The sequence below is a fragment of the Streptomyces sp. NPDC031479 genome, from assembly GCF_055581065.1.
Window position 1 is genome coordinate 145,369 of sequence record NZ_JBVIKC010000013.1, and the last position, 24,288, is coordinate 169,656.

A 24,288-nucleotide genomic window follows, 5' to 3' on the forward strand; every position below is an offset into this window, starting at 1 on the left:
CCGGCTCCCATCCGGCAGCCCGGTCGCCCCGGGGTGGGGATAACCCCCCTGGTCCGTCAGGCCTGGTGACCGTGGGACCGGTGGGTGCAGCAGCCGTCCCTGAGCATCTGGCGCAGGACCGGCTGCCAGTCGGGGCCGGGCCCTGCGGCGCGGGGGTGGGCGGCTTCGAGTGCGGCGCGTTCGTGGAGGGTTCCGGCGCGCACGGCGGCCCGGACGCGGACGAGGTCGGCGAAGTCGGTGAAGGGGTCGCCGTCGACGAGGGTGAGGTCGGCGAGCTTGCCCGGTTCCACCGTGCCGAGGTGGTCGGCGACGCCGAAGACGCGGGCCGGGGTGCGGGTGGCGGTGGTGAGGGCCTCGGCCGGGGAGAAGCCGTACCGGTGCAGGGCGCGCAGGGCGAGGTGGAGGTGGAGGCCGACCGGGGTGAGGGGTGCGTCGGTGCCGAGGGCGACCCGGCCGCCGCCCGCGAGGACCCGCCGGTAGACGCCGGTCTCCCGTTCCAGGGCCGTGAGTTGTTCGGCGGTCGGCGGCAGGGCGGCGGCGGCCCGGACGGCGCTCGCGTCCCAGGGGGGCATCAGGGCGGTGACGCGGGGGTCGTCGGCGAGGGACGGGTCGGCGCCGATCAGCGGCAGGGCCGCGAAGGGGGTGGCGATGAGGTCGAAGCCGCCGTGGGTGTAGAGCGCGAGGGTGTCCTCGTAGGTGTGGCCGGCCGGGGTGGCGCCGTGGCCGTGTTCGGCGCGTTCGGTGGCGACGAGGTGCGTGGTGAGGTCCTGGCCGGAGGTGATGCCCTGGGCGCACAGGTGGGAGCCGGCCAGGACGCCGAGCCGCTCGTGCGCGAAGCGGGCGGCCTGCTCCATGAAGGCGTACGGGGCGCGGACGTAGGTTTTGACGAAGTCCCAGTCCAGCGCCTGCGCGCGGGCCAGGGAGCGGGCGAGGCCCTCGGCGGTGCGGTGGGCGCGGCCCATGCTGTAGGCGACGCGGGAGCCGTCGAGGAGTTCGCCGCCGGCCAGCAGCCGGGGGGCGGTGAGCCGGCCGGCGCGGATGTCGTCGCGCAGGCGGGCCTGTTCGTGGGCGGAGCCGCCGAGGGAGACGGTGGTGGTGACGCCGTAGGCGAGGTGCAGGAGGCCCTGGCGGGCGCCGTAGGTGTACGGGTACGGGTGGACGTGGGCGTCCCACAGGCCGGGCAGGACGGTGCCCCGGGAGGCGTCGACGGTGCGGGCCGCGCGGCGGCGGGGCCGGTGTGCTTCGACGGCGGTGACGCGCCCGCCGCTGATCAGGACGTCGACGTCGGCGCGGGGCGGGGCTCCGGTGCCGTCCCAGAGGAGGCCGGCGTGCACGACGGTGTCGACGGCGGAGGGGCGGCGGTGGGTCAGCGAGACCGGTACGGTGCGGGGCGGGCGCGCGGGGGCGCCCTGGGCGTCGAGGGTCAGCAGGCGCAGCCGGTCGCCCGACTGGTAGAGCAGGGTGCGGGAGTCGGCGGCCCAGGAGGGGTGGTCGGCGCACTCGTCGGTGAGGCGGCGGGCGGTGCCGGTGGGGGTGCCGTCGGGGGTGACGGGCAGCAGCCACAGGGCGGATTCGGCGACGCAGGCGAGGAAGCGGCCGTCGGGCGACCAGACGGGGCCGCTGGCGTAGCTGTCGGAGAGGGAGGCGTGCGGGGCGAGGGCGTGCAGCCGGGCCGCGCCGGTGGTGGTGTCGACGATCCGGATGAGGTTGTGGCCCTCGCGGAAGCGGTGGCTGATCCGGTTGCGGTCGCAGAGGGCGACGTGGCGGCCGTCGGGCGACCAGCTGGGCGGGCTCGGCAGTCCGCCGCCGCCGAGGGCCGCCACGAGGGGGGTCTCGGTGGCGGTGGCGAGGTCGCGGACGAGGAGGCGTCCTGAGAGGTCGAGGCAGGCGAGCCGGGTGCCGTCCGGCGAGAGCGAGCCGTAGACGCGGCCGTCGGCGGCGAGGACGCTCTCGTGGCCGCCGGCGAGTTCGCGGCGCCGTACGGTGTTGAGCCCGTCGCGGTCGTCGGTGTAGATCAGCGCCCGGCCGTCGGGGGTCCACACCGGTCCCTGGACGTAGGCCGTCGCGGGGGCCTGGGCGATCCTGCGCGGGGCTCCCCCGCCGACGGGGACGGTCCACAGGGCGTTGAGGGCGACGAAGACGACGGTGCGGCCGTCGGGCGAGAGGCGGGGCAGGTGGACTCCGCGTACGGGGCGTCCGGGCTCGGCCTCCAGCGCGTACTCCTTGACGCGGTAGCGGGGGCGGGGCACTTCGAGGGTGGCGTCGAGGGGGATCTCGCGGCCGGTGGTGTCGCGGTGCGGGCGGATCACCCGGAAGCGGCCGTCGAGGGTGACGAGCAGGCGGTCGTCACCGATCCAGCGCGGGGGCGCGGGGGCGACGTCCCCGTCGAGGGGGACGGGGCGGCCGTCGGCGTGGAGGGTGAGGATCTGGGTCTTGCGGGGTCCGGGGGCGGCGGACAGCCAGGCGGTGCGGCCGGCCGGGGAGAGGGCGGGGGTCAGCAGGCTGCCGTCGGCGACGGTGTGGTCCACGCGTACGGGGCCCCGTCCGTCGGCGGCGACGGAGGCGAGGGTCCGGGCGGTCAGGGTCTCCCCGTCGACGGTGGCGCGGACGAAGAGCACGCGGGCTCCGTCCGGGGTCCAGACGGGGTCGAAGTCCTCCCAGGCGCCCTCCTGTCCGGGACCCTGCTGCCCGGGGAGACCGGTGAGGGGGACGGGGCGGCCGCCCGTGAGGGGGACGGTCCAGATCCGGTACGGGCCGCCGGCGACGGGGTCCCCGCCGCGCTCGGAGCAGAAGGCGAGGTGGCGGCCGTCGGGCGACCAGGCGGGCGCCCGGTGGTCGAAGGGGCCGTCGGTGAGCCTGCGCAGGCCGGATCCGTCGGCGTCCATCACCCAGATGTGGAAGGCGCCGCCGCGGTAGGCGCTCATGGCGATCCGGTGACCGTCCGGGGAGAACACCGGGCGGCCGGGCTCCAGGTCGGGCGGGGTGAGGCGGGTGGCGGGCGCGCCGTCGGGGGGCAGCGACCACAGGACGCCCTGCACCTCGGCGACGACGCGCTCCCCGGTGGCGGTGGCGGTGGCCGCGCCGTTGGTCGCGCGGGTGAGGCGGATCCGGGCCGTTTCCCCGGCCGCGTACGCGCCGGCCGCGGCCGGACCGGTCACGGCCGCGGGGGCCGTGACCGCGCCGGCGGGGTCGGGGCCGGCCGGGGCCGTGGCCGCCGCGGCGGCCGGCGGGTGGCCGACCAGCGCCGCCAGCGCTCCCGCCGAGCCCGCCCGTAGAACCGTCCTGCGCGCCACCCGCACCCCGACCACCCGTCCCGTGTCTCGCCGTCCGTCCGACGGCCCGTCAGGCAGCCAAACGATCAAGACCGGGTTCCGGCAACGGCCTCGCCCCGGCGGGCCGTACGTCCGCCGGGGCGAGGGATCCGTGGTACTTCAGGAGATGCGCATGTTCGCCATCATGCCCATGGCCCCGTGGTCGAACAGGTGGCAGTGGTAGACGTAGGTGCCACGGTAGCCGGTGAAGGTGGCCTGGAGCTTCACCGTTTCGCCCGGCTTGAGCGGGACGGTGTCCTTCAGGCCCGTCTCGGAGCCGGCGGTGACCGGCTGCCCGTTCCGCTCCAGCACCCTGAACTGCACGAGGTGCATGTGGAAGTTGTGCGGGGCGAACTGGTTGGAGTTCTTCACGGTCCAGATCTCGGTGGCACCGTAGGCGATCTCGGTGTCGATCCGGTCCATGTCGTACGTCTTGCCGTTGATGTACGCCTGGCTGCCCGGGCTGCCGGTCTCGTCCATCTTCATGTCGAAGCTGCGGTTGACGGTGGCGGCGGGCAGCGGCGGGAGGGTGCGCAGGGTGTCCGGGACGACGCTGTCGTCCCGCGCGGTGCGGGTGACCCGGAACTGGATCACCTTGCCGACCACGTCGGCCGATTCGAAGGGGGCGACGTCCTTGTTGACCAGTTCGATGGTGGTGCCGACCGGGTAGCGGGAGAAGTCGATGACGACGTCGGCGCGCTCGCCCGGGCTGATCGCGACGGTGTCGGTGCGGTGCGGGGCGGGGAGCAGGCCGCCGTCCGTGCCGATCTGGACGATCTCGGAGCCGTCGGCGAGGCGGAGGGCGAAGAACCGCTGGTTGGCCGTGTTGGTGAGGCGGAAGCGGTACTTGCGGGCCGCGACCTCGAAGTACGGCCAGGCCCTGCCGTTGGCGAGGATGACGTTGCGGTGCTTGAAGTCGCCCATCTCGTAGATGAGTTCGCCGTTCTGCGCGAAGCGGGCGTCGCGCAGCGAGACCGGGACGTCGTAGGCGCCGGAGGGCAGGCGCAGGCGGCGCTCGATGTCGTCGGTGAGCACGTAGGTGCCCGTCATCCCGCGGAAGACGTTCTCCGACTCCATGTGGTGGGCGTGGTCGTGGAACCACAGGTTCGCGTGCGGCTGGGTGTTGGGGTACGTGTACGTCTTGGTGCCGCCGTCCGCCTCGATGAGGTCCATGGGCGAGCCGTCGCTGTCCTGCGGCACGTGGGCGCCGTGCAGGTGGATCGAGGTGGGGACGGAGAGGGAGTTGGTCTGGCGGACCACGACCCGGCGGCCGGACTCGGCCTTGATGACGGGGCCGGGGAAGGATCCGTTGAAGGTGCGCAGCCGGGTGGTCAGGCCGGGCACGATCTCCTTCGAAGCCTCCTTCAGGTTCATCCGGTAGTAGCTGGTGGTGCTCGTCGTCAGGTACGGCTGGAGGACCGGGGCGAGCGGCATCCTCTGGGTGAACTTGGCTATGCCCGCGGCGTCGAGCTCGGCCGCGGGGGCGGGGGGCTCGGTGGCGACGGCGTTCACGACCGGCAGCAGCATCCCGCCCGTGCCGACGATGCTGGTGGCGGCCACGCCTGCCCTGAGTGCGGTCCGTCGAGTGATCACTGTTCCCCCGTGGGTGGTTGCCCGGCGGCTCACGGCCGCGCGGCTGGGCGCGTGGGTACGCGGTTGTGGACGCGGGAAGCTTGTTCGATCACGGTTGTGCCGCGCTCGTGCGGCCGTGGGGCGCCCGCCCTGCTCCGCTGGAGCCGCGGGGCGCGACGCCGGGCGGTCCGGGCACGGGGGCCGTGCCACGGACCGTTGGGCCATACGGGCGACAGTGCGGGTGTCCTGCGCGGCAGGAGCGGTAGCGTCCACGCCGTGGCGCCCCGGCCGGGTCATATTGACTGAACGGCGCGCCGAGTGCGCGACGCGAACTGCTTCATGACGCTTCATCACTGTGGAGGCCATGCGTGATGCGTATCCGGTCCGTTCTGGTGGCCACCGCCCTGCTGGCGACCCTGTCGCCCGCCGTGTACGGGCGGGCCGCCACGGGCGGGCCCCTCTCCTTCGACGGGCAGCCGGCTCACGACGTGGCCCTGTACGGGATCGCGGGGTCCGGGACGACGGGGCACGCGGGGGCCCAGGAGTTCGTCTCCGACGGCTCCCGGCTGACCCGGGTGAGCCTGTACCTGAGCAGCCGTGCCGGGACGGGGACGGTGGACGTGCAGGTTCGCGGCGTCCGCGACGACCCCGCTTCCGCGGTCGCGTCCGGCCGGGTCGACCTCGCGGGGCTGGGCGGGCCGGGCGCCGGCTGGGTGGAGGTCCCGCTGGAGGCCGCGCTGCGGCCGGGCGCCAGGTACTACCTCTTCGCGCAGGCCGCCACGGCCGGGGGCCGGCCGGTCGTCTGGCACGGCACCCGTGCGGCGTCGCCGGGCCTTCCGGCCGCCTCGCGGTACGACGAGGAGCTGGGCGGCTGGCAGGAGGACGAGGGGCGGCTCGCGTTCTACGTGAACCCGGAGGGCGGCGAGCGGTGCGGGGAGACCGAGGCCTGCTACGTACCGGACACGATGCGGGGCGCGCGGACCGCCGGGCTGCTCACCGACGGGAAGGCGGTGGAGGCCGTCGACCCGCCCTTCGCGGTCGGCGCCCACTACGTGGAGGGCAGCAACGTGCTGGCGCTGCCGTCGGGCCGGTGGCGCTACCTCCCGCCGGGGGCGGCGAAGTCGCGCGTCGTGGCGGCGGACGACCCCGGCGCACTGGCCCAGATCTCCGAGTCCCGGCGCTGGCTGGCCTCCGGCGCGGTCCCGGGTTCGGCCGGGGCGCGGCGCGCGGGCGCGGAGCGGGCGCTGCTGTCGATGCGGGCGCTGCTGCGTCCCAACGGGGCCTTCGCGGCGGCCTGGTCCCCCTTCTGGGACTTCTCCTGGCCGCGTGACTCGGCCTTCGCCGCGGCCGCCTTCGCACACACCGGCCACGACGAGGAGGCGTACCGGATCCTGCGGTACAACGCGGCCACGCAGCGGGAGGACGGCACCTGGGAGGCCCGTACCCGCCTGGACGGCTCCGGGCCGCCCGACTCCCGGACCTGGCAGCTCGACGCCAACGGCTGGGTGCCCTGGGCCACCTGGCAGTGGTACCGGGCGGCTCCCGTGGCGGACCGCGACGAGCGGCTGCGCGCGCTGTACCCGGCGATCGCCGGTGCCGCCGACCACACGTCCGGGTCCCTGGACGCGGAGGGGCTGCCGCCGGCCTCCCCCGACTACTGGGAACTGCCCACCGGCACCGCCAACATCGGTACGGCCGCCCCCCTGCTGGCGGGGCTGAACGCCGCTGCCGACCTGGCGGCCCGCCTCGGGCGGGCGGAGGACTCGCGGCGGTGGGCGCAGGCCGCCGGGCGGCTGGAGGCGGGGATCGCGAAACGGTTCGCGCCGCTCGGCTACCCGCGCACCGTCGACGGGCTCCACGGCCGCGACAGCGCGGCCGCGTTCATGGCTCCGCCCTTCAACACCGCTCCCGCCGGTCTGCCCGCCGCCCTCGACGACACCTACCGGGCGCTGCTGCGCCCCAACGGCGGTGTGGTTCCGGGGAACGACCCCGACGCGCCGTGGGGGAACGTCTCCTGGACCGCGAGCACCTCCTTCTTCGCGCTGGCCTGGTCGACGACGGGCCGGCGGGACAAGGGCGGCGCGGTGCTGGACTGGGTGCTGTCCCGGCGCAACCTGCTCGGCGAGCTCCCCGAGACGGTGGACGAGAAGGGCCTGCCGAAGGCCGTGGTGCCGCTGGGCTGGACGGACGCGCTGGTGCTGCTCACCCTCCTGCAGCAGGACGGCACGACGCTGCCGACCCCGCCGCGGCGCTGACGGCACGGCGGCCGCTCGCGCGCCGGTCCCCGATGGTGAGTACGCCCGGCGGGCGGCTGACGGCGGGCGGGAGCGCCAGGGGGCGGCGGCCGGGGGTGAGGGAACCGAGGACGCGGGGGCCGCGGGCCCCGGTGCAGTCGGGTGCGTTGCCGGGGAGGCCGTGGACGGTGAGGAAGCCGAGGACGGTGAAGGCGTACGCCTCCTTCGCGGCGGCGGGCAGACCGAGCGCGTCCGAGGTGAGCAGGGCGGTGCCCGGGGGCAGTTCCTCGCGCAGGGCCGCCATCAGGGCGTGGTTGCGGGTGCCGCCGCCGGAGGCGATGACCTCGGTGGCGCCCAGGGGCCGCAGGGCGTCGGCGACGGTGCGGGCGGTGAGCCGGGTGAGGGTGGCCAGGACGTCCTGTGGTGGGAGGCCGGGGTGGGGGGCCAGGGCGGCGCGCAGGTGGCCGGGGTGGAAGAGCTCCTTGCCGGTGGTCTTGGGGGCGGGCAGCCGGTAGTACGGCTCGTCGAGGAGCCGGCGCAGGAGGGGCGCGTGGACCCGTCCGGCCGCGGCGAGGGCGCCGTCCGCGTCGTGGTCGAGCCGCCCGGCGGTGAGTTCGCGTACGGCGGCGTCGAGGAGGGCGTTGCCGGGGCCGGTGTCGAAGGCCACGGGCGGGCCGGCCGACGGGAGGACGGTGAGGTTGGCGATCCCGCCGATGTTCAGGGCGGCCGGGACGCCGGGGCGGCCGCGCAGCAGCATCAGGTCGACGAGGCTGACCAGCGGGGCGCCCTGGCCGCCGGCGGCGACGTCGCGGGGCCGGAAGTCGCTGACGACGGGGCAGCCGGTGGCCTCGGCGATCCAGGCCGGGCTGCCGATCTGCAGGGTGCCGTGCACCCTGCCGGCGTCCGCCCAGTGGAAGACGGTCTGCCCGTGCGAGGCCATCAGCTCGGCCCGCCCGGCGCACAGTTCGCGGTCGGCGCGGACGGCCAGCGCGGCGAAGGCCTGTCCGATGCGGGTGTCGAGGCGGCACACGTCGGCCAGGGTGGTGGCGGCGGGCGGCAGGGCGGCGGTGAGGGCGGCCCGCAGGGTCTCCTCGTAGGGGGCGCTGACCATGCCGAGCGGGACCAGGCGCAGGGCGCCGTCCTCGTCGAGGGCGATGTCCGCGGCGGCGGCGTCGACGGCGTCGTAGGAGGTTCCGGACATCAGCCCGACGACCCTCACCGCAGCGGTCCCCGGTGGTCGTCGCCGCGCAGGCCGGACAGGGCGAGGGCGCTGAGGGCGCAGAGGCCGCCGGCGTAGTAGGCGGGGACGTCGGGGTCGCCCGTGGCCGCGGTCAGGGCGGTGACGATCAGGCCCGCGCAGCCGGAGAAGACGGCGTTGGCGAGGGCGTAGGCGAGTCCGAGTCCGGTGCAGCGCACGGAGGAGGGGAACATCTCGGCGAGCATGGCGGGGCCGGGGCCGGCGAGCAGCCCGACCGTGGCGCCCGCGGCGAGCAGGGCGGCCGCCTTGGCGGGTGCGGCGGCGGCCGGGTCCCGCAGGAGGTGCAGGAGCGGGAGCGCGCACAGGGCCACGGCGAGGGCGCCCGCGAGCATGACGGGGCGGCGGCCCACGCGGTCGCTGAGCCGGCCGGCGGGGAGGATCGAGGCGGCGAAGCCGAGGTTGGCGAGGGTGGTGGCGATCAGTGCCTCCCGGAAGGACGCGCCGAGCGTGGACTGGAGGTAGGACGGCAGGACGACGAGGAAGGTGTACCCGGCCGCCGACCAGCCCATGATCCGCCCGACGCCGAGCGCCACGGCCCGCACCGTGCCGATGCCCGGGGCGGGGGCGGGTTCCGGGACGGGGGCGGGTTCCGGGGAGGGGGTGCGGGGGCCGGGTCCGGGGAGGGCGGTGCGCAGGCCGAGGGCGGCCAGGCCGAGCGGCAGGGCCAGCAGGAACGGGATCCGCCAGCCCCACGCGGACAGGGCCGCCGGGGGCAGCAGCGAGGCCGTCAGGGCGGCGGCCGCGGCTCCGGCGAGCAGGCCCAGGGCGACGGTGAAGGACTGCCACGCCCCGTACCGGCCGCGCTTCCCCGGGGGCGCGTGCTCGGTCATCAGGGCCACCGCGCCGCCGAACTCCCCTCCGGCGCACAGGCCTTGTACCGCGCGCAGCAGGACGAGCAGCCAGGGGGCGGCGGCGCCGGCCGTCGCCCGGTCCGGGAGCAGGCCGATCAGGGTGGTGGCGAGGGTCATCAGGGCGATCACGAGGACCAGCGCGCGGCGGCGCCCGGCCCGGTCGGCGAGGCGGCCGAAGAGGAGGGCTCCGGCGGGCCGGAAGAAGAAGGCCACGGCGAAGGAGGCGTAGGCGGCCAGGAGCGGGGCGGCCGGGTCCGTGCCCTCCGTACCCGGAGTGAAGAAGCGGTCGGCGATGACGGTGGCGAAGCAGCCGTACACGCCGAACTCGTACCACTCGACGAAGTTCCCGGCCGCGCCGGCCAGCAGCGCCCGGCGCGGCGGGACGGCCCGGCCGGTGGGCCCGGTGGCGGGGGGAGCGGCGGGCGGGCCGGGCGCGGCCGCTCCCGGCGGCCCGGTCACGTCGTCGGGTGCAGCCGGGAGGGGGCGTGCGCGGCGAGGGGTGCCGGGCGGGCGGCGGCGGAACTCAGGGCGCTGCCCGACAGCCAGGTGCGCCAGTCCACGTTCCAGTCGCCGAAGCCGTTGTCGAAGGGGGCCATCGGCGCGCCGCCGCTGTTGACCACCTCGACGATGTCGCCCTCGCGGACCGTCTCGAAGAACCAGGCGGCGTCCTCGGTGGACATGCCGGTGCAGCCGTGGCTGACGTTCTCCTCGCCCTGCGCCTCGACCGACCAGGGCGCGGCGTGGACGTACTCGCCGCTCCAGGTGACCCGGGTCGCGTAGAGGACGGGGAGGTCGTAGAACTCCTTGGTGCCCTTCTGGATGCCGACGGTGTCCCCGCGCATGCGGACCTTGGCCTCCTTGCCCAGGACGACCTTGATGCCGCTGCGGGTGAGGAAGCCCGCCTTGCCGGTGGTGACCGGGATGGTCCGGATGACCCGGCCGTTGCGGCGTACGGTCATCTCGTGGGCGGCGGAGTCGGTGACGGCCTCGATCCGGTCGGCGACGGTGAACTCCAGGGACTCGGAGGGGCCTCCGTACCCGTGGCCGCCGAGCTCGACCCCGTCGAGGCCGCTGCGGACGCGGACCACAGTGTGGGCGGGCCAGTAGGTGCGGGGCCGGAAGTGCAGGGTGGTGTCGTCGACCCAGTGCCAGGCGCCCTCGACGTGGGGCTCCGAGGTGACCTGGAGGCCCTGTTCGACGCGGGCCCGCGCGTCGGCGTCCCCGGCGGGGACCGGGCGGCTCAGGACGGCCGTCACGATCTCCCCGGCCCCGTACGTGCCCGGGCGGGGTCCGAACTCGGCGGTGAGCCTGCCGCCGTCGGCGGGGGGCGCGGTCCGGAAGGCCATGGTGACGCCGACCGGGGTGCCGTCCCCGTCCTGGGCGCCGACCCGCACGGTGTAGCTCTCCCCCGCCCGCAGCGGTTCGGTGTTGCGCCAGTGGCCGCCGCCCGGGGCGAGGGCGCCGGCCAGGTGGCGGCCGTGGCCGTCGTGGACGGTGACGTCGGTGAGGCCGCCGGCCTGCGAGCGGGCGAGGGCGATCTCCAGGGGCCCGCCCGCGTCCGTGGGGAGGGCTTCGGGGCGGCGGAACGCCGGGTCGGGCAGGACGGAAGCGGCTCCGCGGGCGGTGGCCAGAACCCGCTGCTCCCGCCAGGCACCGCAGGGCCCGCCCCGGAAGGCTCCGGCCTCGCACCAGCCGGCGGTGACGGGGCCGCGGTCGCCGTCCTCCCCGTCGACGGCTCGGCCGACCAGCAGGGTGACCGCCGCGTCCCGGGCCGCGCCCGCCGCCGTCCGGCCCAAGGGGCCGTTCCCCGCGGACGGTTGGCCGGGGGCGGCGGCGACGGCCAGCAGGGCGCCCGTCACCGCTGCCGCCGCACTCCACGCTTGAGTCCGTGACTTCGCCACGCAGCCCTCCCAGGTCGCACACGCCGGATGGCAGCATCAAAACGACCGGATCACGAAACGATGATCATAAACTCGGCCCTGGGGCCGAACGGGCACGCCAAGAGAACCCGGACGGAGCAGAGCGCGCCGTCCGCCGCCCCTCACGGCCGCCCGGCCCATCGCACCGGAGCACGATTTCCGGCCACCCCCTACGGGGTCGCGGGAGGGCGCCCTGGGGTTCGCGGGTGGCGGAGGGTGCCGGTCCGGTCCCGTAGGCTCGACGGATGGCGAAGTATTTCGACGTACACCCGGAAAACCCCCAGCGGCGCACCATCAGCGGCGTGGCCGACAGCATCCGTTCGGGCGCGCTCATCGCGTATCCGACGGACTCGTGTTTCGCGTTGGGCTGCCGGCTCGGCAACCGCGACGGCCTCACCCGGATCCGTACGATCCGCGACCTCGACGACCGCCACCACTTCACCCTGGTGTGCCAGAACTTCGCCCAGCTGGGGCAGTTCGTACAGGTCGACAACGACGTCTTCCGCGCGATCAAGGCGGCGACGCCAGGCCCGTACACCTTCATCCTGAAGGCCACGTCGGAGGTGCCGCGCCAGCTGATGCACCCCAAGAAGAAGACGGTCGGCGTCCGGATCCCCGACCACCTCGTCACCCAGGCCCTCCTCACCGAGCTGGGCGAGCCCCTGGTGTCCAGCACGCTGCTCCTGCCGGACGAGGAGGAGCCGCTGACGCAGGGCTGGGAGATCAAGGAGCGGCTCGACCACGTGGTGGACGCCGTGCTCGACTCCGGGGACTGCGGGACCCGGCCGACGACGGTCATCGACTTCTCCGGCGGCGAGGCCGAAATCATTCGCCGCGGCGCGGGCGACACGGACCGTTTCGAGTAACAGCGCCGGACGCACCTTCTCGCACGAGGGCGGATTCCGTTCCGGGAAACGGAATCCGCCATCCCGGACGACTGGATTCGGCCACGCGGAGGATCTCGCCCCATCCCGTTTCGACCCGCGGGTAATGCGCACTCAATTCAGACTCAAGCGAGCCGACCATCGGGACTCGTTTACTCGTGAACAGCATTGACGCGCCGACAGTAACCCCACGGGACGTCCGGGTGACGGAGAGGAGAAGGCGCGCCCGTGCGCCGGAAATGTTGCGGTCGACGCCTCGACTTTCGCAAGATCCGTTATGTAGGGTTCCAGATATTCACCGCCCGACGGGGAGCGGCGAGCATCCTCAGGCCATGGTCCGGACTATTTCCGGAACATGTCCGGCACGGAAGCTCCGCAGACCACCGCACCCGTCACACCCGTCTGCGAAACACGTGACCCGACACGGGGGACCATCATGCGGTTCCAGCTATTGGGGCCCCTGAGTATTGCGCACGGCCCCGAGACAGTGGTTCTCAAACCGTCCAAGCCCACCAGTCTGCTCGCGGCGCTTCTCCTCCATCCCGGCGCCGTGGTTTCCACCGGCTATCTCCTGCGCGCCGTTTGGGACGAGGAGCCGCCCGCGACCGCGCGGGCCGCGCTCCAGACGTGCGTACTGCGCCTGCGCAGGTTATTCGCGAAATACGGTATATCCGCGACGACCATAGAGGCCGTACCGGGCGGGTACCGGATGCGCAACGACACCGAGACCCTGGACCTGGTGCTGTTCCGGTTACTGGCGGCGCAGGCCCGCGCCGCCGCCGGCACGGACGGGGAGCTGCACCGGCTGCGCGAGGCGCTCTCGCTCTGGCACGGCCAGCCCCTGGCCAACGTGGCCTCGCGGATGCTCCAGCGGGACGCGGTGCCCGCGCTCGAACAGGAGCGGCTGCGGGTGCTGGAGCGGGTATGCGACCTCGAACTCGCCGCCGGCAACTGCCATCAGGTGCTGGTCGACCTCTACGGGAGCGGCCGCCGGTACCCGCTGCGCGAGCGGTTCACCGAGCAGCTGATCGAGGCCCTCTACCGCACCGGACGGCAGGCCGAGGCGCTGGCCGAGTACCGCACCGTGCGCGACCGGCTGCGCGAGGAACTCGGTGTGGACCCGGGACCCGGACTGCGCCGCCTGGAGCTCGCGATCCTGCGGGCCGAGGAGCTGGGGCCGGCCGTCCGTGCCGAAGGGATGGCCGAACTCCCCTCGCGGCAGGACCCGCCGGCGGTCGGCGGCCCGGTTCCGCCCCGGGGCTCCGGCGCGGGCGCGGGGCACCCCGGCGGCGCGGGTACGGCCCACCCCGGCCGCGCGGGCTCCCCGGCCGGCGGGGCGACGCCGGTACGCGGCTTCGCCGGACGCGAGGCGGACCTGCGGGCGATGGCCCTGCGGCTCACCGACGCGGACGGGCCCCGGGTCGTGGTCGTCTCCGGAGCACCCGGCATCGGCAAGTCGGCGCTGGCCCGGCAGAGCGCGTACGAGGTCCGGGACGCCTTCCCCGGCGGGGTGACCGTCGTCGACCTGGCCCGCCCGGACGGCAGTGCCCTCGGCGTGGAGGAGGCCCGCGAGCTGCTACCCGAGCCCGACGGCGGCGGGCGGCGGCTGGTCCTCCTCGACAACGCGGCCGGCGCCGGACAGGTGCTTCCCCTGCTGTCCGGCACGGGCGACGCCTCGGTGCTGGTGACCAGCCGGCGCGGGCTCGCCGCGGTCGTCGCCACCCACGGCGGGGCCGTGCACCGGCTCGACGTGCTCGGGACGGGCGAGGCCCACCGGCTGCTCGCCGGGCTGGTCGGGGCCGAGCGGATCGGCGCCGAGGAGGCGGCCGTCCGGGAACTGGCCGCGGTGTGCGGCCACTTCCCGCTCGCGCTGAGGATCGCCGCCGGGCGGCTGCTGACCCGGCCGGGCCTGTCCGTCGCGGACTGCACGGCCTGGCTGGCGGAGGATCCGCCGGGCAGGCTGGCGCTGGCCGAGGACCCGCGGCTGTCGGTGCCGGAGGTGTTCGGGCAGGCCGTGAGCGTGCTCCCGCCCCCGTTGCGCGAAACGTTTCTGCGGGTGGGCTCGCTCGATCCCGCCGAGGGGCTGTGCGCGGCCGGGAGCGAAACCGTCCTCGAACAGCTCGTGGAGGCGGGGATGCTGGAGGACGGGCCGCCCGGCCAGCCGTACCGGATCCATGCCTTCCTCCAGGTCTACGCGCGGTGGCTGGCCCGGGACGGCGAGGACGCGGCGGCGACGACGTCCCTCACGCGCTGATACGCCGCCCCGCCCGACCCCGTACCGCCCCGGCTGCCCCAGGGCCCACGCCCGGTCCGGCAGCACCGCTCGTACCGGCAGCCCCACTTGCCCGGCAGCCCCATTCGCCCGGCAGCCCAGCTCCGTCACGCCCACACCGTTCGTCCCGCACGCACCGCCCGGCCCGCACGCGCGCCGTCGCGCACCCCCACCCGCCCGCGACCCGCTCCTCCCGGCCCCGCCCGACCCCTGCGGTGGGCGCCGGCCGCGCACCCCCCACAGCCCGCCGCCCCTCCCTCCCCTCCCGCCCCTCCCGCCCCGGCATTTCCCACCTCACGTCTCCGACCCCACCAGACCGCAAGCAGAGGTGTTCCATGTCCCAAGCCAGCTTCGACGACGTCGCCGCCACCCGGCCCCGGATCCGCCGGGACGTGCTCTTCACCGAGACGCCGGACGGCGTGCTGTTCCACAACTCCGACGGCGGGTTCCGCCTCACCGCCCGCGCGGCCTACCGCTTCGCGACGCTGATCGTCCCTCACCTGACCGGCGAGCACTCCGTGGCCGAGCTCTGTCAGGGGCTGGGCGCACCCCAGCGCGCGATGGTCGGCGAACTCGTCAGAACCCTGTACGACAGGGACTTCGCCCGTCCCGTGGCCGAGCCGGAGTCCACTTCCCCGGCCGCGGTCCCCGAGCCCGACGTCGCACGGCGGTACGCGCCGCAGATCGCCTACGCCGACCACTACGCCGACGACGCCGAGGCCCGCTTCCTGCGCTTCCGCGGCACCCGGGTGGCCGTCCTCGGCGAGGACCCCGTCGCCCGCTGGTGCGCGGTCTCCCTGGTGCGCAACGGCTGCGCGGCCGTGGCTCTGCCGCCGGGGCCGGCGGTGGCCGAGGTGGAGGCCGAGGCCGCGGAGGCGGTCGCGGACGGCTGTCCGGTGGAGGTCCGCACGCTGGCCGCCCTCCCGTCGGGGTGGGAGGAACTGGCCGGCTACGACTTCGTGGTGGTGACCGGCGGGACCGACGCCCCGGCCCGGCTGCTCCCGCTGCTGCGCGCCGGGATACCCGAGGGCCGCTCGCTGCTGCCCGCCTGGACGTACGGCGGCGACGCCGTCGTGGGCCCCCTGATGACGCACGGCACCGTCGGCTGCTGGTCCTGTGCCGCGCTGCGGCTGGGCGCGGCGCGCGGGGGCGCGGGCGCGGCCGAGCTGTGGAGCGCGCTGGCGCTGCCGGGCAGCCCCCCGGCCGCGGGGCCGGTGCCGGGCCGGCCGCTGGCCGCGATGATCGGCAACCTGCTGGGGTACGAGGTGTTCCGCGCGACCTCGGGGACCCTGCCGGCCGAGACCGCCGGGCGGCTGCTCGTCCAGGACATGGCCTCGCTGGACGTGACGGCCGAGCCGCTGTTCCCGCACCCGCGCTGCCCGTTCTGCGCGCAGGAGGAACCTTCCCCGGTGTCCGTGGACCTCGCCGCCGCGGGCCGCTCGGGCACGCCCGCGCTGCCCACGCTGGAGACGGCCCGGGAGGCGGAGGAGCTCGTCGAGGAGCTGAACCGGCGTTCCGCGGCGGTGCGGCCGTACGCGGGGGTGTTCACCCGGTACGCGGACGAGGAGCTGACGCAGATCCCGCTCAAGCTGGGCGTGGTCGAGCTGGGCATCGGGCACGCCGGGCCGCGCGCGGTGGCCGCCTTCGACATCCACCACGTGGCCGGGGCGCGGATGCGGGCGCTGGACGCCGCGGCGCTGGTGTACGCGGAGCACGTGGTGCCGGCGCGCGGGCTGACCGCGGGCGGCTGGGGCGACGCGGTGACGGCGGCCCGGCTGACGACGGCCTCCGGGATACCGGGCGAGGTGTCCGCGTACCAGCGGGCGGTGTCCCTGCTGACGAAGGAACCGGCGCTGGTCCCGGCGGGCGCGGTGCGGCCGTTCGGCCCGCACAACGCCGACCGCCTCTTCGAGCGCACCCGTGCCGGGGCGGGGGCCGGCCCCTCCCCCGCCGACTCGGCCGCCGCCGGTCTGCTGTCGGCGCTCGGGCACAGCGCGCTGCTGCGGGCCGTGCGCGGCGCCGCGGCGGCCCCGGTGGCGCTGCCGGAACCGCGGGAGGGGGAGGACGCCGAACTCGTCTTCCTCGTGCGGTCGGCGGAGCGGCTCGGGCTGGAGCCGGAGGTGCTGGACCTCGGCGAGGGCGCCCGCAGCGGGGTCGAGGTGCTGCTGGCCCGGTCCGGGGAACACTGGGCGCTGGGCGAGGGGCTGGACCGGCGGTCGGCGGCGGTCGCGGCCCTGCGGGAGCTGCTGGGCGCGGTCCAGTACGCCGCCGATCCGGCGGCCGGAGGCCCGGCCGACACGGGCGATCCGCTGCTGCGGGACCTGGACCCGCGGGCGCTGACGGTCTCCGGTGCGGCCCCCGTGCCGGCGGCGGGCCCGGAGACCACCTGGGACGCGGTGCTGGAGCGGCTGGGCGCCGGCGGACGGGACGCGTACGTGGTGGCGACCGGGGCGCCGGAGCTGGCGGGCGCCGGTGTCCACACCGTGCGGGTGCTGCTCACGGCGGAGCGGGAGCCCGGCGATGACGCGTGACGCCCCCGCCCGCCGGGTGACGGCCGCCGCCTCGGTGTCCGAGGGGCTCGGCCCGGAGGCCGCCGGACGGTTCGCGGCCCTGCTGGACCGCGCCCTGACGGACCTGGACGCTCCCGCGGTGACCCTGACGGCCCTCGGCCTGCGCGACGCCTTCCACGCGCCGGCCCCGGACGCGGCGGTGCCGGGCGGGGCCGGGGTTCCGGTGAGCCTGTACGGGCACCAGGCCGTCGTCGGACCCGTGACCGTGGCGGGTCCGGGGTGCGCGCGGTGCCTGGAGCGGCGCTGGCAGGCCGTCCGGTCCGTCGCGCTGCGGGACGCGCTGGAGCTGGGTAGCGGTACGCGGGCGGTGGGCGGGTGGCCGTACGCGCACCCCTTCGCCGCCGACGCCGTCGCCGCGCTGGTGGCGGCGGTCGCCGGGAACGGTCCGGGGGCGGGCCCGTTCCCCGAGGTGCGGTCGCTCGACCTGCGCACGGGCGCGGTCCGGCGCTACCCGCTGGTGCCCGATCCCGAGTGCCCGGTGTGCGCCACGCCCACCGCGGACGGGCCCGCACCGCCGGGCCTGGCGCCGGCGCCCAAGTACCGGCCGGGCGCCTTCCGTACCCGTCCCGTGGAGGAGTACGCCATCGAGGTGGCGGCCTTCGCCAATCCGCTGTGCGGGGCGCTGGGGCCCTCCCTGGTGCAGGACGTCTCCTCGACGTCCACCTCGGCCACCATCGGCTGCTTCTCGATGCGTTCGGGCGAGTACCTGCGCGAGACCTTCTGGGGCGGGCACACCGACACCTTCGACCGCAGCGCGCGCGTCGGGGTGCTGGAGGGGCTGGAGCGGTACGCGGGGATGCGCGCCCGCTCCCGTACGACCAGCGTCACCGGCTCGCTCCGGTCGTTCGGCTCCGAGGCCGTGGATCCGCGGGAAGTCGGCCTGTACGGGGAGCGGTTCCACCGGGACAACCCCCGGGTGCGGCCCTTCGACCCGGACCGGGAGATCCCCTGGGTATGGGGCTGGTCCCTGCGCGACCGGGAGCCGCGCCTGGTGCCCGAGGTCCTGACGTACTACCACGCGCCCGGCCTGGAGAACCGGTTCGTCCAGGAGAGCTCGAACGGCTGCGCCTCCGGCGGGAGCCTGGCCGAGGCCTGCTACTTCGGGCTGATGGAGGTCGTGGAGCGGGACGCCTTCCTGCTCGCCTGGTACGGGCGCCAGCCGCTGCCGGAGATCGATCCGGCGACCAGCTCCCGGGCCTCCACCCGGGCGATGGTCGACCGGCTGGCCCTGTACGGGTACCGGGCGCGGTTCTTCGACACGCGGATCAGCTTCCCGATCCCGGTGGTGACCGCCGTCGCGGAGCGCTTCGACGGGGGCACGGGCCGGATGTGCTTCGGGGCGGGGGCCGGGCTGGACCCGGAGTCCGCGCTGGACTCGGCGCTGTGCGAGATCGCCACGGACGCGGTGAACCTGCCCGGCCGCACCGAGCGGGACTCAGACCGGCTGCGCGCGATGGCGGCCGACTTCGACCTGGTCACCGCCCTGCACGACCACCCGCTGGTGTACGGGGTGCCGCAGATGGGCCGGCACGCCGACTTCCTGCTGCGCACCCCGTACCCCGGGCCGCCGCGTCCGGTGTCGGCGCTGCTGGGCCCCGACGGGGTGTCGGACGACGTCCGCGAGGACCTGGCGCGGTGCGTCGACGCCGTCGCCGCCCGGGGGTTCGACGTGGTGGTGGTCGACCAGACGATGCCCGAGCAGCGGGCGCTGGGACTGCACACCGTGAGCGTGCTCGTACCCGGGCTGCTGCCGATCGACTTCGGCTGGTCGCGGCAGCGGGCCCTGGGCATGCCGCGGCTGCGGACCGCCCTGCGCGAGGCCGGGCTGCGCGAGCGGGACCTGGAGGACTCCGACCTCAACCCGGCCCCGCACCCCTTCCCCTGACCCGGCCGCCGGCACGCTCCGGCACGCTCCGATCGACCGAGGAGGACCCGTGGGCTACGCCCATGACTACGCCAGCGCCATCATGTACCGGGGCCGGATCCCCATGGAGCCCGTGGACTTCGTGCCCGACTGGGCCGACCGCCCCCGCAAGGCCAAGTTCTACCCGGAGGCGGAGACCCTGCCGCTGCCGGATCCGGCGGACGGGCCGCGGCCCGCGCCGGGGTTCACCCTGCCGCTGCTCTCCGGGATGCTCCAGGACTCGTACGGGCTGACCGGCCGGCGCCTGGGGGTGCAGGCCAACACCGACCTGGCGGCGCTCCCCCACTACACGCAGGCCAACTGGTCCCGGGGCACCGCCTCCGGCGGCGGGCTCTACCCCGTCGGCGTGTACTGGGCCGCCGGGGCGGGCGGCCCCCTCACGCCGGGGGTGTACCACTACGCCCCGCACCAGCACGGGCTGCGCCGGCTGCTGACCGGCGACGTCACCGGTGAGGTCCGCGCGGCGCTCGGGGCGGGCCCGGACGGCTGCACCCAGTACCTGGTGCTCGGCGTCAAGTACTGGCAGAACGCCTTCAAGTACAACAGCTTCTCCTTCCACGCGGTGAGCATGGACGTGGGCGCGCTGCTGCAGACCTGGCGGCTGTGGGCGCGGGCGTACGGGCTGCGGATCGCGCCCGCGCTGTGGTTCGACGAGGAGCGGCTGGCCCGGCTGCTCGGCGTGGTCCCCGAGGAGGAGGGGATCTTCGCCGTGCTCCCGCTGGAGTGGGAGGGCGACGGGCCCCGGGTACCCGCAGCGGCACCCGCCGTCCGCCTCCGTGACAGCGAGCGCTCCCGGACCGTGCTCGGCTTCGAGACGCTGCGCCGGATCCACGGCGCCACGCTGGGCCGGGCGGGCGGCCGGCCGGCTCCGGGCGCGCTGGACGCGGCCGCCGCGTACCCGCCCCGGGGCGGTCAGGGCGTGCCGCTGCCCGTGCCGGACGCCGCCCCGCTGGAGCCGGCAGCGGCGCTGCGGGCGCGGCGCAGCAGCTTCGGCCGGTTCGACGCGAGCCGGCCGGTGACGGCGGGGCAGCTGGCGGCCGCGCTGGCCGACTGCGCGGCCACCCGGGTGGGCAGCGACGCGGAACGGCCCGAGGGGCCGCCGCTCACCTCCCTGTACGCCTTCGTCAACCACGTCGAGGGCATCGCCCCCGGCAGCTACGCCTACGATCCGGCGGCCCACGCCCTGCGCCTGGTGGTGGCCGGGCCGCCCGGCCCCTTCCTCCAGGCCAACTACTTCCTGTCCAACTACAACCTGGAGCAGGCGGCGGCCGTGCTCGTGCCGACCGTGCGGACCACCGCGGTCCTCGACGCGGTCGGCGACCGCGGCTACCGCCTCGTCGGCGCGGCCGTCGGTGCCGTCGCGCAGACCTTCTACGCCTGCGCCGCCGCCCACGGGCTCGGCGCGGGCGTGGCGCTCGGCTTCGACAACGTCTCGTACGCCGAGCGGCTGGGGCTGGAGGACACCGACGAGGCGCCGCTGCTGATCATGCTGCTCGGTCACGAGCGGCCGCGCCCCGCCGACTTCCGCCACGAGATCGCCTGACCGGACGCGAAGTGCCCACCGAGAGAAGCGGAACGATCAGGATGAACACCACCACCCAATGGCGAGCGGGCGACCGCTTCATGCTGCGCGTGGCCGGCCTGCCCCTGACCGCGGCCGACGCGCTGCGCTGCGCGGACACCCGCCGCTGGGCGGCCGACGTGCTCACGGCCGAGGACGCGCTGCGGGCGGACGCCCAGTGGCTGAGCGAGGTGCTGCACCGGGCGGTCGGCGCGACCGACCCGGATCCGGGCGGACCGGACGCGGCGGGGCGCCGCGCGTTGCTGCGGCTGCGGCGGCAGATCCACAACGGGCGGCCGCCCGCCGACCCCGAGGGCGCGCTGCGCACGCTCGCCGACTTCGGCGGACCGGGGGCCGGCGACGCGGTGGAGCGGCTCGGCGGCTGGCTGCTGCGCGCGGGCGAACTGGCGAAGCTGCTGGCCGAGGGCGAGGCCCTGCTGGCCGCCGATCTGGGCCGGGGCCGGGCGGCGCTGCGCGAACTGCTGGCGGACGAGCGGCTGCGGCACGGGCTGCTGCTGGCCTCGCCGGTCCTGGAAGGGCAGCTCGACGCGTACGCGGAGGCCACCGCGGACGGCGCGGTGCCGCGGGGCCGGGCCCGCAAGGCCGAGCGCTCGGTGCTCTCGTACCTCTTCCGCACTGCCTGCAAGACCAGCCCCTTCAGCACCTTCACCGGGGTGGCGACCGGCCGGTTCACGGCGGAGGGCGGGCCGGAGGGGATCCGGGTGGAAGACCACTGGAGCAGCCACGTCCGGCTGAACGTGGTGGTCCTGGCCCGGCTCGCGGAGCTGGTCCTGGCCGATCCGGTGCGCCGCCGGGACCTGCCGCTGCGCCCGGCGCCGGGCTGGGGGCGCGAGGAGGACCGGATCCGCTACGTGCGCCGCTCGGTCACGGCCGGCGACGACTCGGCCGCCGTCACCTTCGACGCGGTCAAGGACCGGCTGTTCTTCCTGCGCCGCAGCGGCACCCTCGACCGGCTGCTCGCCCTGTTCGCGGAGCGGGAGGAGGCCGTCGGGCAGCCGGAGCTGCGCCACCGGGAGCTGGCCGACTGGCTGGCGGCGGAGCACGGGGCGCCGGCGGCGGAGTGCGAGGCGTACATCGCGGCCCTGCTGGAGCTGGGCATGGTGCGCGTGCCGTGCCTGGACACCCAGGTGCACAGCGGGGATCCCGTACGGTCCTTCCAGGGTGCGCTGCGCGCGCTGGAGCGGCCCTGGGCGGAGGCACTCGCCGGACTGCTGGAGGAGCCGGCCCGGGTGCTGGAGCGCTATCCGCACGCGGACCGGGCGGAGCGCGCGGAACTGCTGCGCGCCCTGCGCACCGGGCTGCGCCGGGCGCAGGAGGAGCTGGGCGCGCCCGCGGACGCGCCGCTGCCGCAGACCCTGGTCTACGAGGACGTGAGCGCGGGCCGTGAGCTGCCGGCGCCGGCGCCGGCGTGGGCACGGGAGGGTTCCGGCGGGGGCGCGCTGCGGTCGGTGGAGCGGATCCTGCCGGCCTTCGACCTGACCCTCGCCCAGCGGATCACCTTCGAGGGCTTCTTCACCGCCCGCTACGGGCGGGGCGGGCGCTGCGAGGACCTCCTGGGCCTGGTGCACGACTTCCACGAGGACTTCTTCGACCAGTACCTGTCCTTCACCGCGCGGCGCACCCCCTTCGACGCGCGCGGCGAGTACGTGCCGGAGGAGAACTGGCTCGGGCTGCCCGGCATCCGGGCCCTGGACGCGGCCCGGCGCGCCTTCACCGGCCGGATGCGGGAGCACTGGGCGGCGTACGAGGAGCGGGGCGGCGGCGCCGAACTGCGCCTGACCGAGGACGACGTCGAGGCCGTGGCGGGGGAACTGGAGCCGGTGGTACCCGGTTTCGCGCCGCGCTGCCACCACGTGCAGCTGGCCCGCGACCCGGCCACGGGCGCGGAGCTGACCGTGCTGAACCGCTCCTACGGCGGGCTGTCCTTCCCCTTCAGCCGTTTCACCCACGTCTACGGGGACCGGGACGGCCGGCCGTCCCTCGACGGGCAGTTGCGCGCCACGGCCGCCGCGGTCACCCCGCCGGGCGCGGTGTTCGCCGAGGTCACCGGCGGGCCGGTGACCACCAACCTGAACCTGCACGGACGGCTCACCGACCACGAGATCGTCTGTCCGGGCGAGAGCGGCACCCTGCCGGAGGAACGGCTGCTGCGCCTGGACGACCTGTACGCGCAGCACGTGCCCGGGACGGGCCGGGTGGTGCTGCGGTCGCGCCGCCTGGGCGTGGAGGTGATCCCGGTGTACCTCGGGTACCTGGTGCCGCTCGCGCTGCCCGCCGTACCGCGGACCCTGCTGCTGCTCTCACCGTCCTCGATGTCCCCGCTGGACGTGTGGGCGGGGGTGCCGGACGCCGCGGCGCACGGCGGGGTGAGCGCGCGTCCGCGGGTGGTGCACGGGGACGTGGTGCTGAGCCGGCGCAGCTGGACCACCACGGCGGGGCGACTGCCCGTCCACGGGGCGCGGGAGGCCGCGCACTTCCTGGAGTGGCAGCGCTGGCGACGGGCCCACGGGCTGCCGGAGCGGGTGTTCGCGACGGTGTCGGCGGGTCCGTCGGCGCTGGGGGCGAAACCGCAGTACGTGGACTTCGCGAGCCTGCTGTCGCTGGCGGCCTTCGAGCCGCTGCTGCGGGAGGGCGGCCACCGGGTGGTCTTCCGCGAGATGCTGCCGGACCCCGGCGCGCTGCACACCTTCTCGGAGCGCGGGGCGCACGTCGCCGAACTCGCCGTCGAGACCTTCACCACGACCGCCCCGGGCGCCACGGCCACCCCGTCGGGCCCGGGCTCCCCGTTGTCCTCGAACTCCCCTGATCCGGAAGGCGTTGCCAGATGTCAGAGCTGACCCCGACGCGTGGCGCGTGGCAGGCCATGCACATCTTCTACGCCGCCAACCCGCAGCCCCTGCTGGTGCGGTGCGTGCGCGCGCTGATCGCCTCGCTCGCAGAGGACGGCCTGCTGGCGGGCCACTTCTTCATCAACTACTGGCTGGAAGGGCCGCACGTGCGGCTGCGGCTGTGCCCGGTGGCCCCCGAGGCGGAGCCCGAGGTGCGGCGGCGCACCGAGGAGGCGGTGGCCGCCTTCCTGAAGGCCCGGCCGGCGCTGTACGAGGTGGACTCCGGATTCCTCAACGAGTTCTACAACACGCTCTTCGACATCGAGTTCCCCGAGGGGGACCGGGCCGCCTTCATGGGCGCCGACGGCCGGATGAACCTGCGCCCCAACAACTCCTTCTCCTGGGAGCCGTACGAACCGGAGTTCGGCAAGTACGGCGGTCCGGCCGGGGTCGAGCTCGCCGAGTGGCACTTCGCCCGCTCCAGCGATCTGGTCATGGAGGCCCTGGGCTCGATGAACCTGCACCTGCGGACGGTGCTGCTGGGCACGTCGGCGCAGCTGATGATGGTGATGGCGGGGGTGTTCCTGCCCGACCGGGAGGAGCTCGGCGGCTACCTCGACCGTTACTACGAGTTCTGGCACCGGGCCTTCCCGGGCACCGGGTTCATCGGCTCCTCCGAGTACGACCGCACCTACGAGCAGACCGCCCCCGGGCTCGCGCGCCGCTTCGCGGGGGTGCTGGCGGCGCTCGGCTCCGGGGAGACCGGCCGGCTGCCCGCCTTCCTCGCCGGCTGGGCCGAGCACTGCCGGGAGCTGCGGCGGCGGGCCGAGGCGCTCGCCGTCGGCGGGGAGCTGGTGTTCCGCTCGTGGGACGGGACCCGCGACGAGCGGGTGACGGATCCGGCGGTGGCGCTGCCGCTGCTGCTCTCCCCCTACATGCACATGACGAACAACCGGCTGCACGTGACCATCCGGGACGAGGCCTATCTCGCGCACCTGCTGGGCCGGGTGCTGCGGGAGGGCGTGCCCGGGGGCGCCTCGCCGGACCCGGCCGGGGCGGAGGTGGTCGGGCCGTGAGCACGCC

The 24,288-nt window shown here is 75.7% G+C and carries 13 protein-coding genes; 8 read left to right on the forward strand and 5 right to left on the reverse strand.

Features of this window, described 5'->3' with window-relative positions; translation table 11 throughout:
• Positions 1 to 56 precede the first annotated feature (56 nt).
• Complete coding sequence (locus ACZ5D2_RS17350) at positions 57 to 3,293, reverse strand: amidohydrolase family protein (RefSeq protein WP_468930094.1); 3,237 nt, start codon at positions 3,291 to 3,293, stop codon at positions 57 to 59.
• Between the two features lie 138 nt (positions 3,294 to 3,431).
• Positions 3,432 to 4,904 carry a multicopper oxidase family protein gene (locus tag ACZ5D2_RS17355; RefSeq protein ID WP_371675093.1) on the reverse strand — a complete coding sequence of 491 codons (1,473 nt, stop codon included), beginning with the start codon at positions 4,902 to 4,904 and terminating at the stop codon, positions 3,432 to 3,434.
• Positions 4,905 to 5,251: 347 nt separating this feature from the next.
• Here ACZ5D2_RS17355 and ACZ5D2_RS17360 point away from each other — a divergent pair, with 347 nt between their 5' ends.
• A complete protein-coding gene (locus tag ACZ5D2_RS17360; RefSeq protein WP_371675094.1) occupies positions 5,252 to 7,138 on the forward strand; it encodes a glycoside hydrolase family 15 protein in 1,887 nt (628 codons plus the stop codon).
• Here ACZ5D2_RS17360 and ACZ5D2_RS17365 read toward each other — a convergent pair.
• The 3 genes from ACZ5D2_RS17365 to ACZ5D2_RS17375 are packed head-to-tail and all read right to left on the reverse strand — an operon-like array spanning position 7,086 to position 11,127.
• Positions 7,086 to 8,336: an anhydro-N-acetylmuramic acid kinase gene (locus tag ACZ5D2_RS17365; RefSeq protein WP_468930102.1), complete on the reverse strand. Its 1,251-nt coding sequence runs from the start codon at positions 8,334 to 8,336 to the stop codon at positions 7,086 to 7,088. The two genes, ACZ5D2_RS17360 and ACZ5D2_RS17365, sit on opposite strands and share 53 nt — an antisense overlap.
• Positions 8,333 to 9,685 carry an MFS transporter gene (locus ACZ5D2_RS17370; RefSeq protein ID WP_468930105.1) on the reverse strand — a complete coding sequence of 451 codons (1,353 nt, stop codon included), beginning with the start codon at positions 9,683 to 9,685 and terminating at the stop codon, positions 8,333 to 8,335. The genes ACZ5D2_RS17365 and ACZ5D2_RS17370 overlap by 4 nt, the downstream gene beginning before the upstream one ends.
• On the reverse strand, positions 9,682 to 11,127 hold the full coding sequence (locus tag ACZ5D2_RS17375; RefSeq protein ID WP_371675097.1) for a L,D-transpeptidase: 1,446 nt from the start codon (positions 11,125 to 11,127) through the stop codon (positions 9,682 to 9,684). The genes ACZ5D2_RS17370 and ACZ5D2_RS17375 overlap by 4 nt, the downstream gene beginning before the upstream one ends.
• A 263-nt stretch (positions 11,128 to 11,390) precedes the next feature.
• On the opposite strand from ACZ5D2_RS17375, the gene ACZ5D2_RS17380 reads away from it, so the two are divergent.
• From ACZ5D2_RS17380 to ACZ5D2_RS17410, 7 genes are all read left to right on the forward strand, one after another.
• Positions 11,391 to 12,011, forward strand: coding sequence for an L-threonylcarbamoyladenylate synthase (locus ACZ5D2_RS17380; protein WP_371675098.1), 621 nt, complete (start codon positions 11,391 to 11,393; stop codon positions 12,009 to 12,011).
• 568 nt (positions 12,012 to 12,579) lie between these two features.
• Positions 12,580 to 14,283 (forward strand): AfsR/SARP family transcriptional regulator, encoded by a 1,704-nt coding sequence (locus ACZ5D2_RS17385; RefSeq protein ID WP_371675099.1) that lies wholly within the window; start codon positions 12,580 to 12,582, stop codon positions 14,281 to 14,283.
• A 353-nt stretch (positions 14,284 to 14,636) separates the two neighbouring features.
• Positions 14,637 to 16,832, forward strand: a complete 2,196-nt coding sequence (locus ACZ5D2_RS17390; RefSeq protein ID WP_371675100.1) for a TOMM precursor leader peptide-binding protein — start codon at positions 14,637 to 14,639, stop codon at positions 16,830 to 16,832.
• Positions 16,822 to 18,756: a TOMM precursor leader peptide-binding protein gene (locus ACZ5D2_RS17395; RefSeq protein ID WP_468930111.1), complete on the forward strand. Its 1,935-nt coding sequence runs from the start codon at positions 16,822 to 16,824 to the stop codon at positions 18,754 to 18,756. The genes ACZ5D2_RS17390 and ACZ5D2_RS17395 overlap by 11 nt, the downstream gene beginning before the upstream one ends.
• Before the next feature lie 49 nt (positions 18,757 to 18,805).
• Entirely contained in the window at positions 18,806 to 20,338 is a 1,533-nt protein-coding gene (locus ACZ5D2_RS17400; protein WP_468930114.1) for a SagB family peptide dehydrogenase, read from the forward strand.
• Between the two features lie 41 nt (positions 20,339 to 20,379).
• Positions 20,380 to 23,214 carry a lantibiotic dehydratase gene (locus ACZ5D2_RS17405; protein WP_468930117.1) on the forward strand — a complete coding sequence of 945 codons (2,835 nt, stop codon included), beginning with the start codon at positions 20,380 to 20,382 and terminating at the stop codon, positions 23,212 to 23,214.
• On the forward strand, positions 23,202 to 24,281 hold the full coding sequence (locus tag ACZ5D2_RS17410; protein ID WP_468930121.1) for a lantibiotic dehydratase C-terminal domain-containing protein: 1,080 nt from the start codon (positions 23,202 to 23,204) through the stop codon (positions 24,279 to 24,281). Before ACZ5D2_RS17405 ends, ACZ5D2_RS17410 begins: the two co-directional genes overlap by 13 nt.
• Positions 24,282 to 24,288: the final 7 nt, after the last annotated feature.

Excerpts from the sequence above, each read along its gene's own strand:
- ACZ5D2_RS17380 (WP_371675098.1), top strand. The coding sequence starts at position 11,391 with ATGGCGAAGTATTTCGACGTACACCCGGAAAACCCCCAGCGGCGCACC.
- ACZ5D2_RS17390 (WP_371675100.1), top strand. The coding sequence starts at position 14,637 with ATGTCCCAAGCCAGCTTCGACGACGTCGCCGCCACCCGGCCCCGGATC.
- ACZ5D2_RS17395 (WP_468930111.1), top strand. The coding sequence starts at position 16,822 with ATGACGCGTGACGCCCCCGCCCGCCGGGTGACGGCCGCCGCCTCGGTG.
- ACZ5D2_RS17405 (WP_468930117.1), top strand. The coding sequence starts at position 20,380 with ATGAACACCACCACCCAATGGCGAGCGGGCGACCGCTTCATGCTGCGC.
- ACZ5D2_RS17410 (WP_468930121.1), top strand. The coding sequence starts at position 23,202 with ATGTCAGAGCTGACCCCGACGCGTGGCGCGTGGCAGGCCATGCACATC.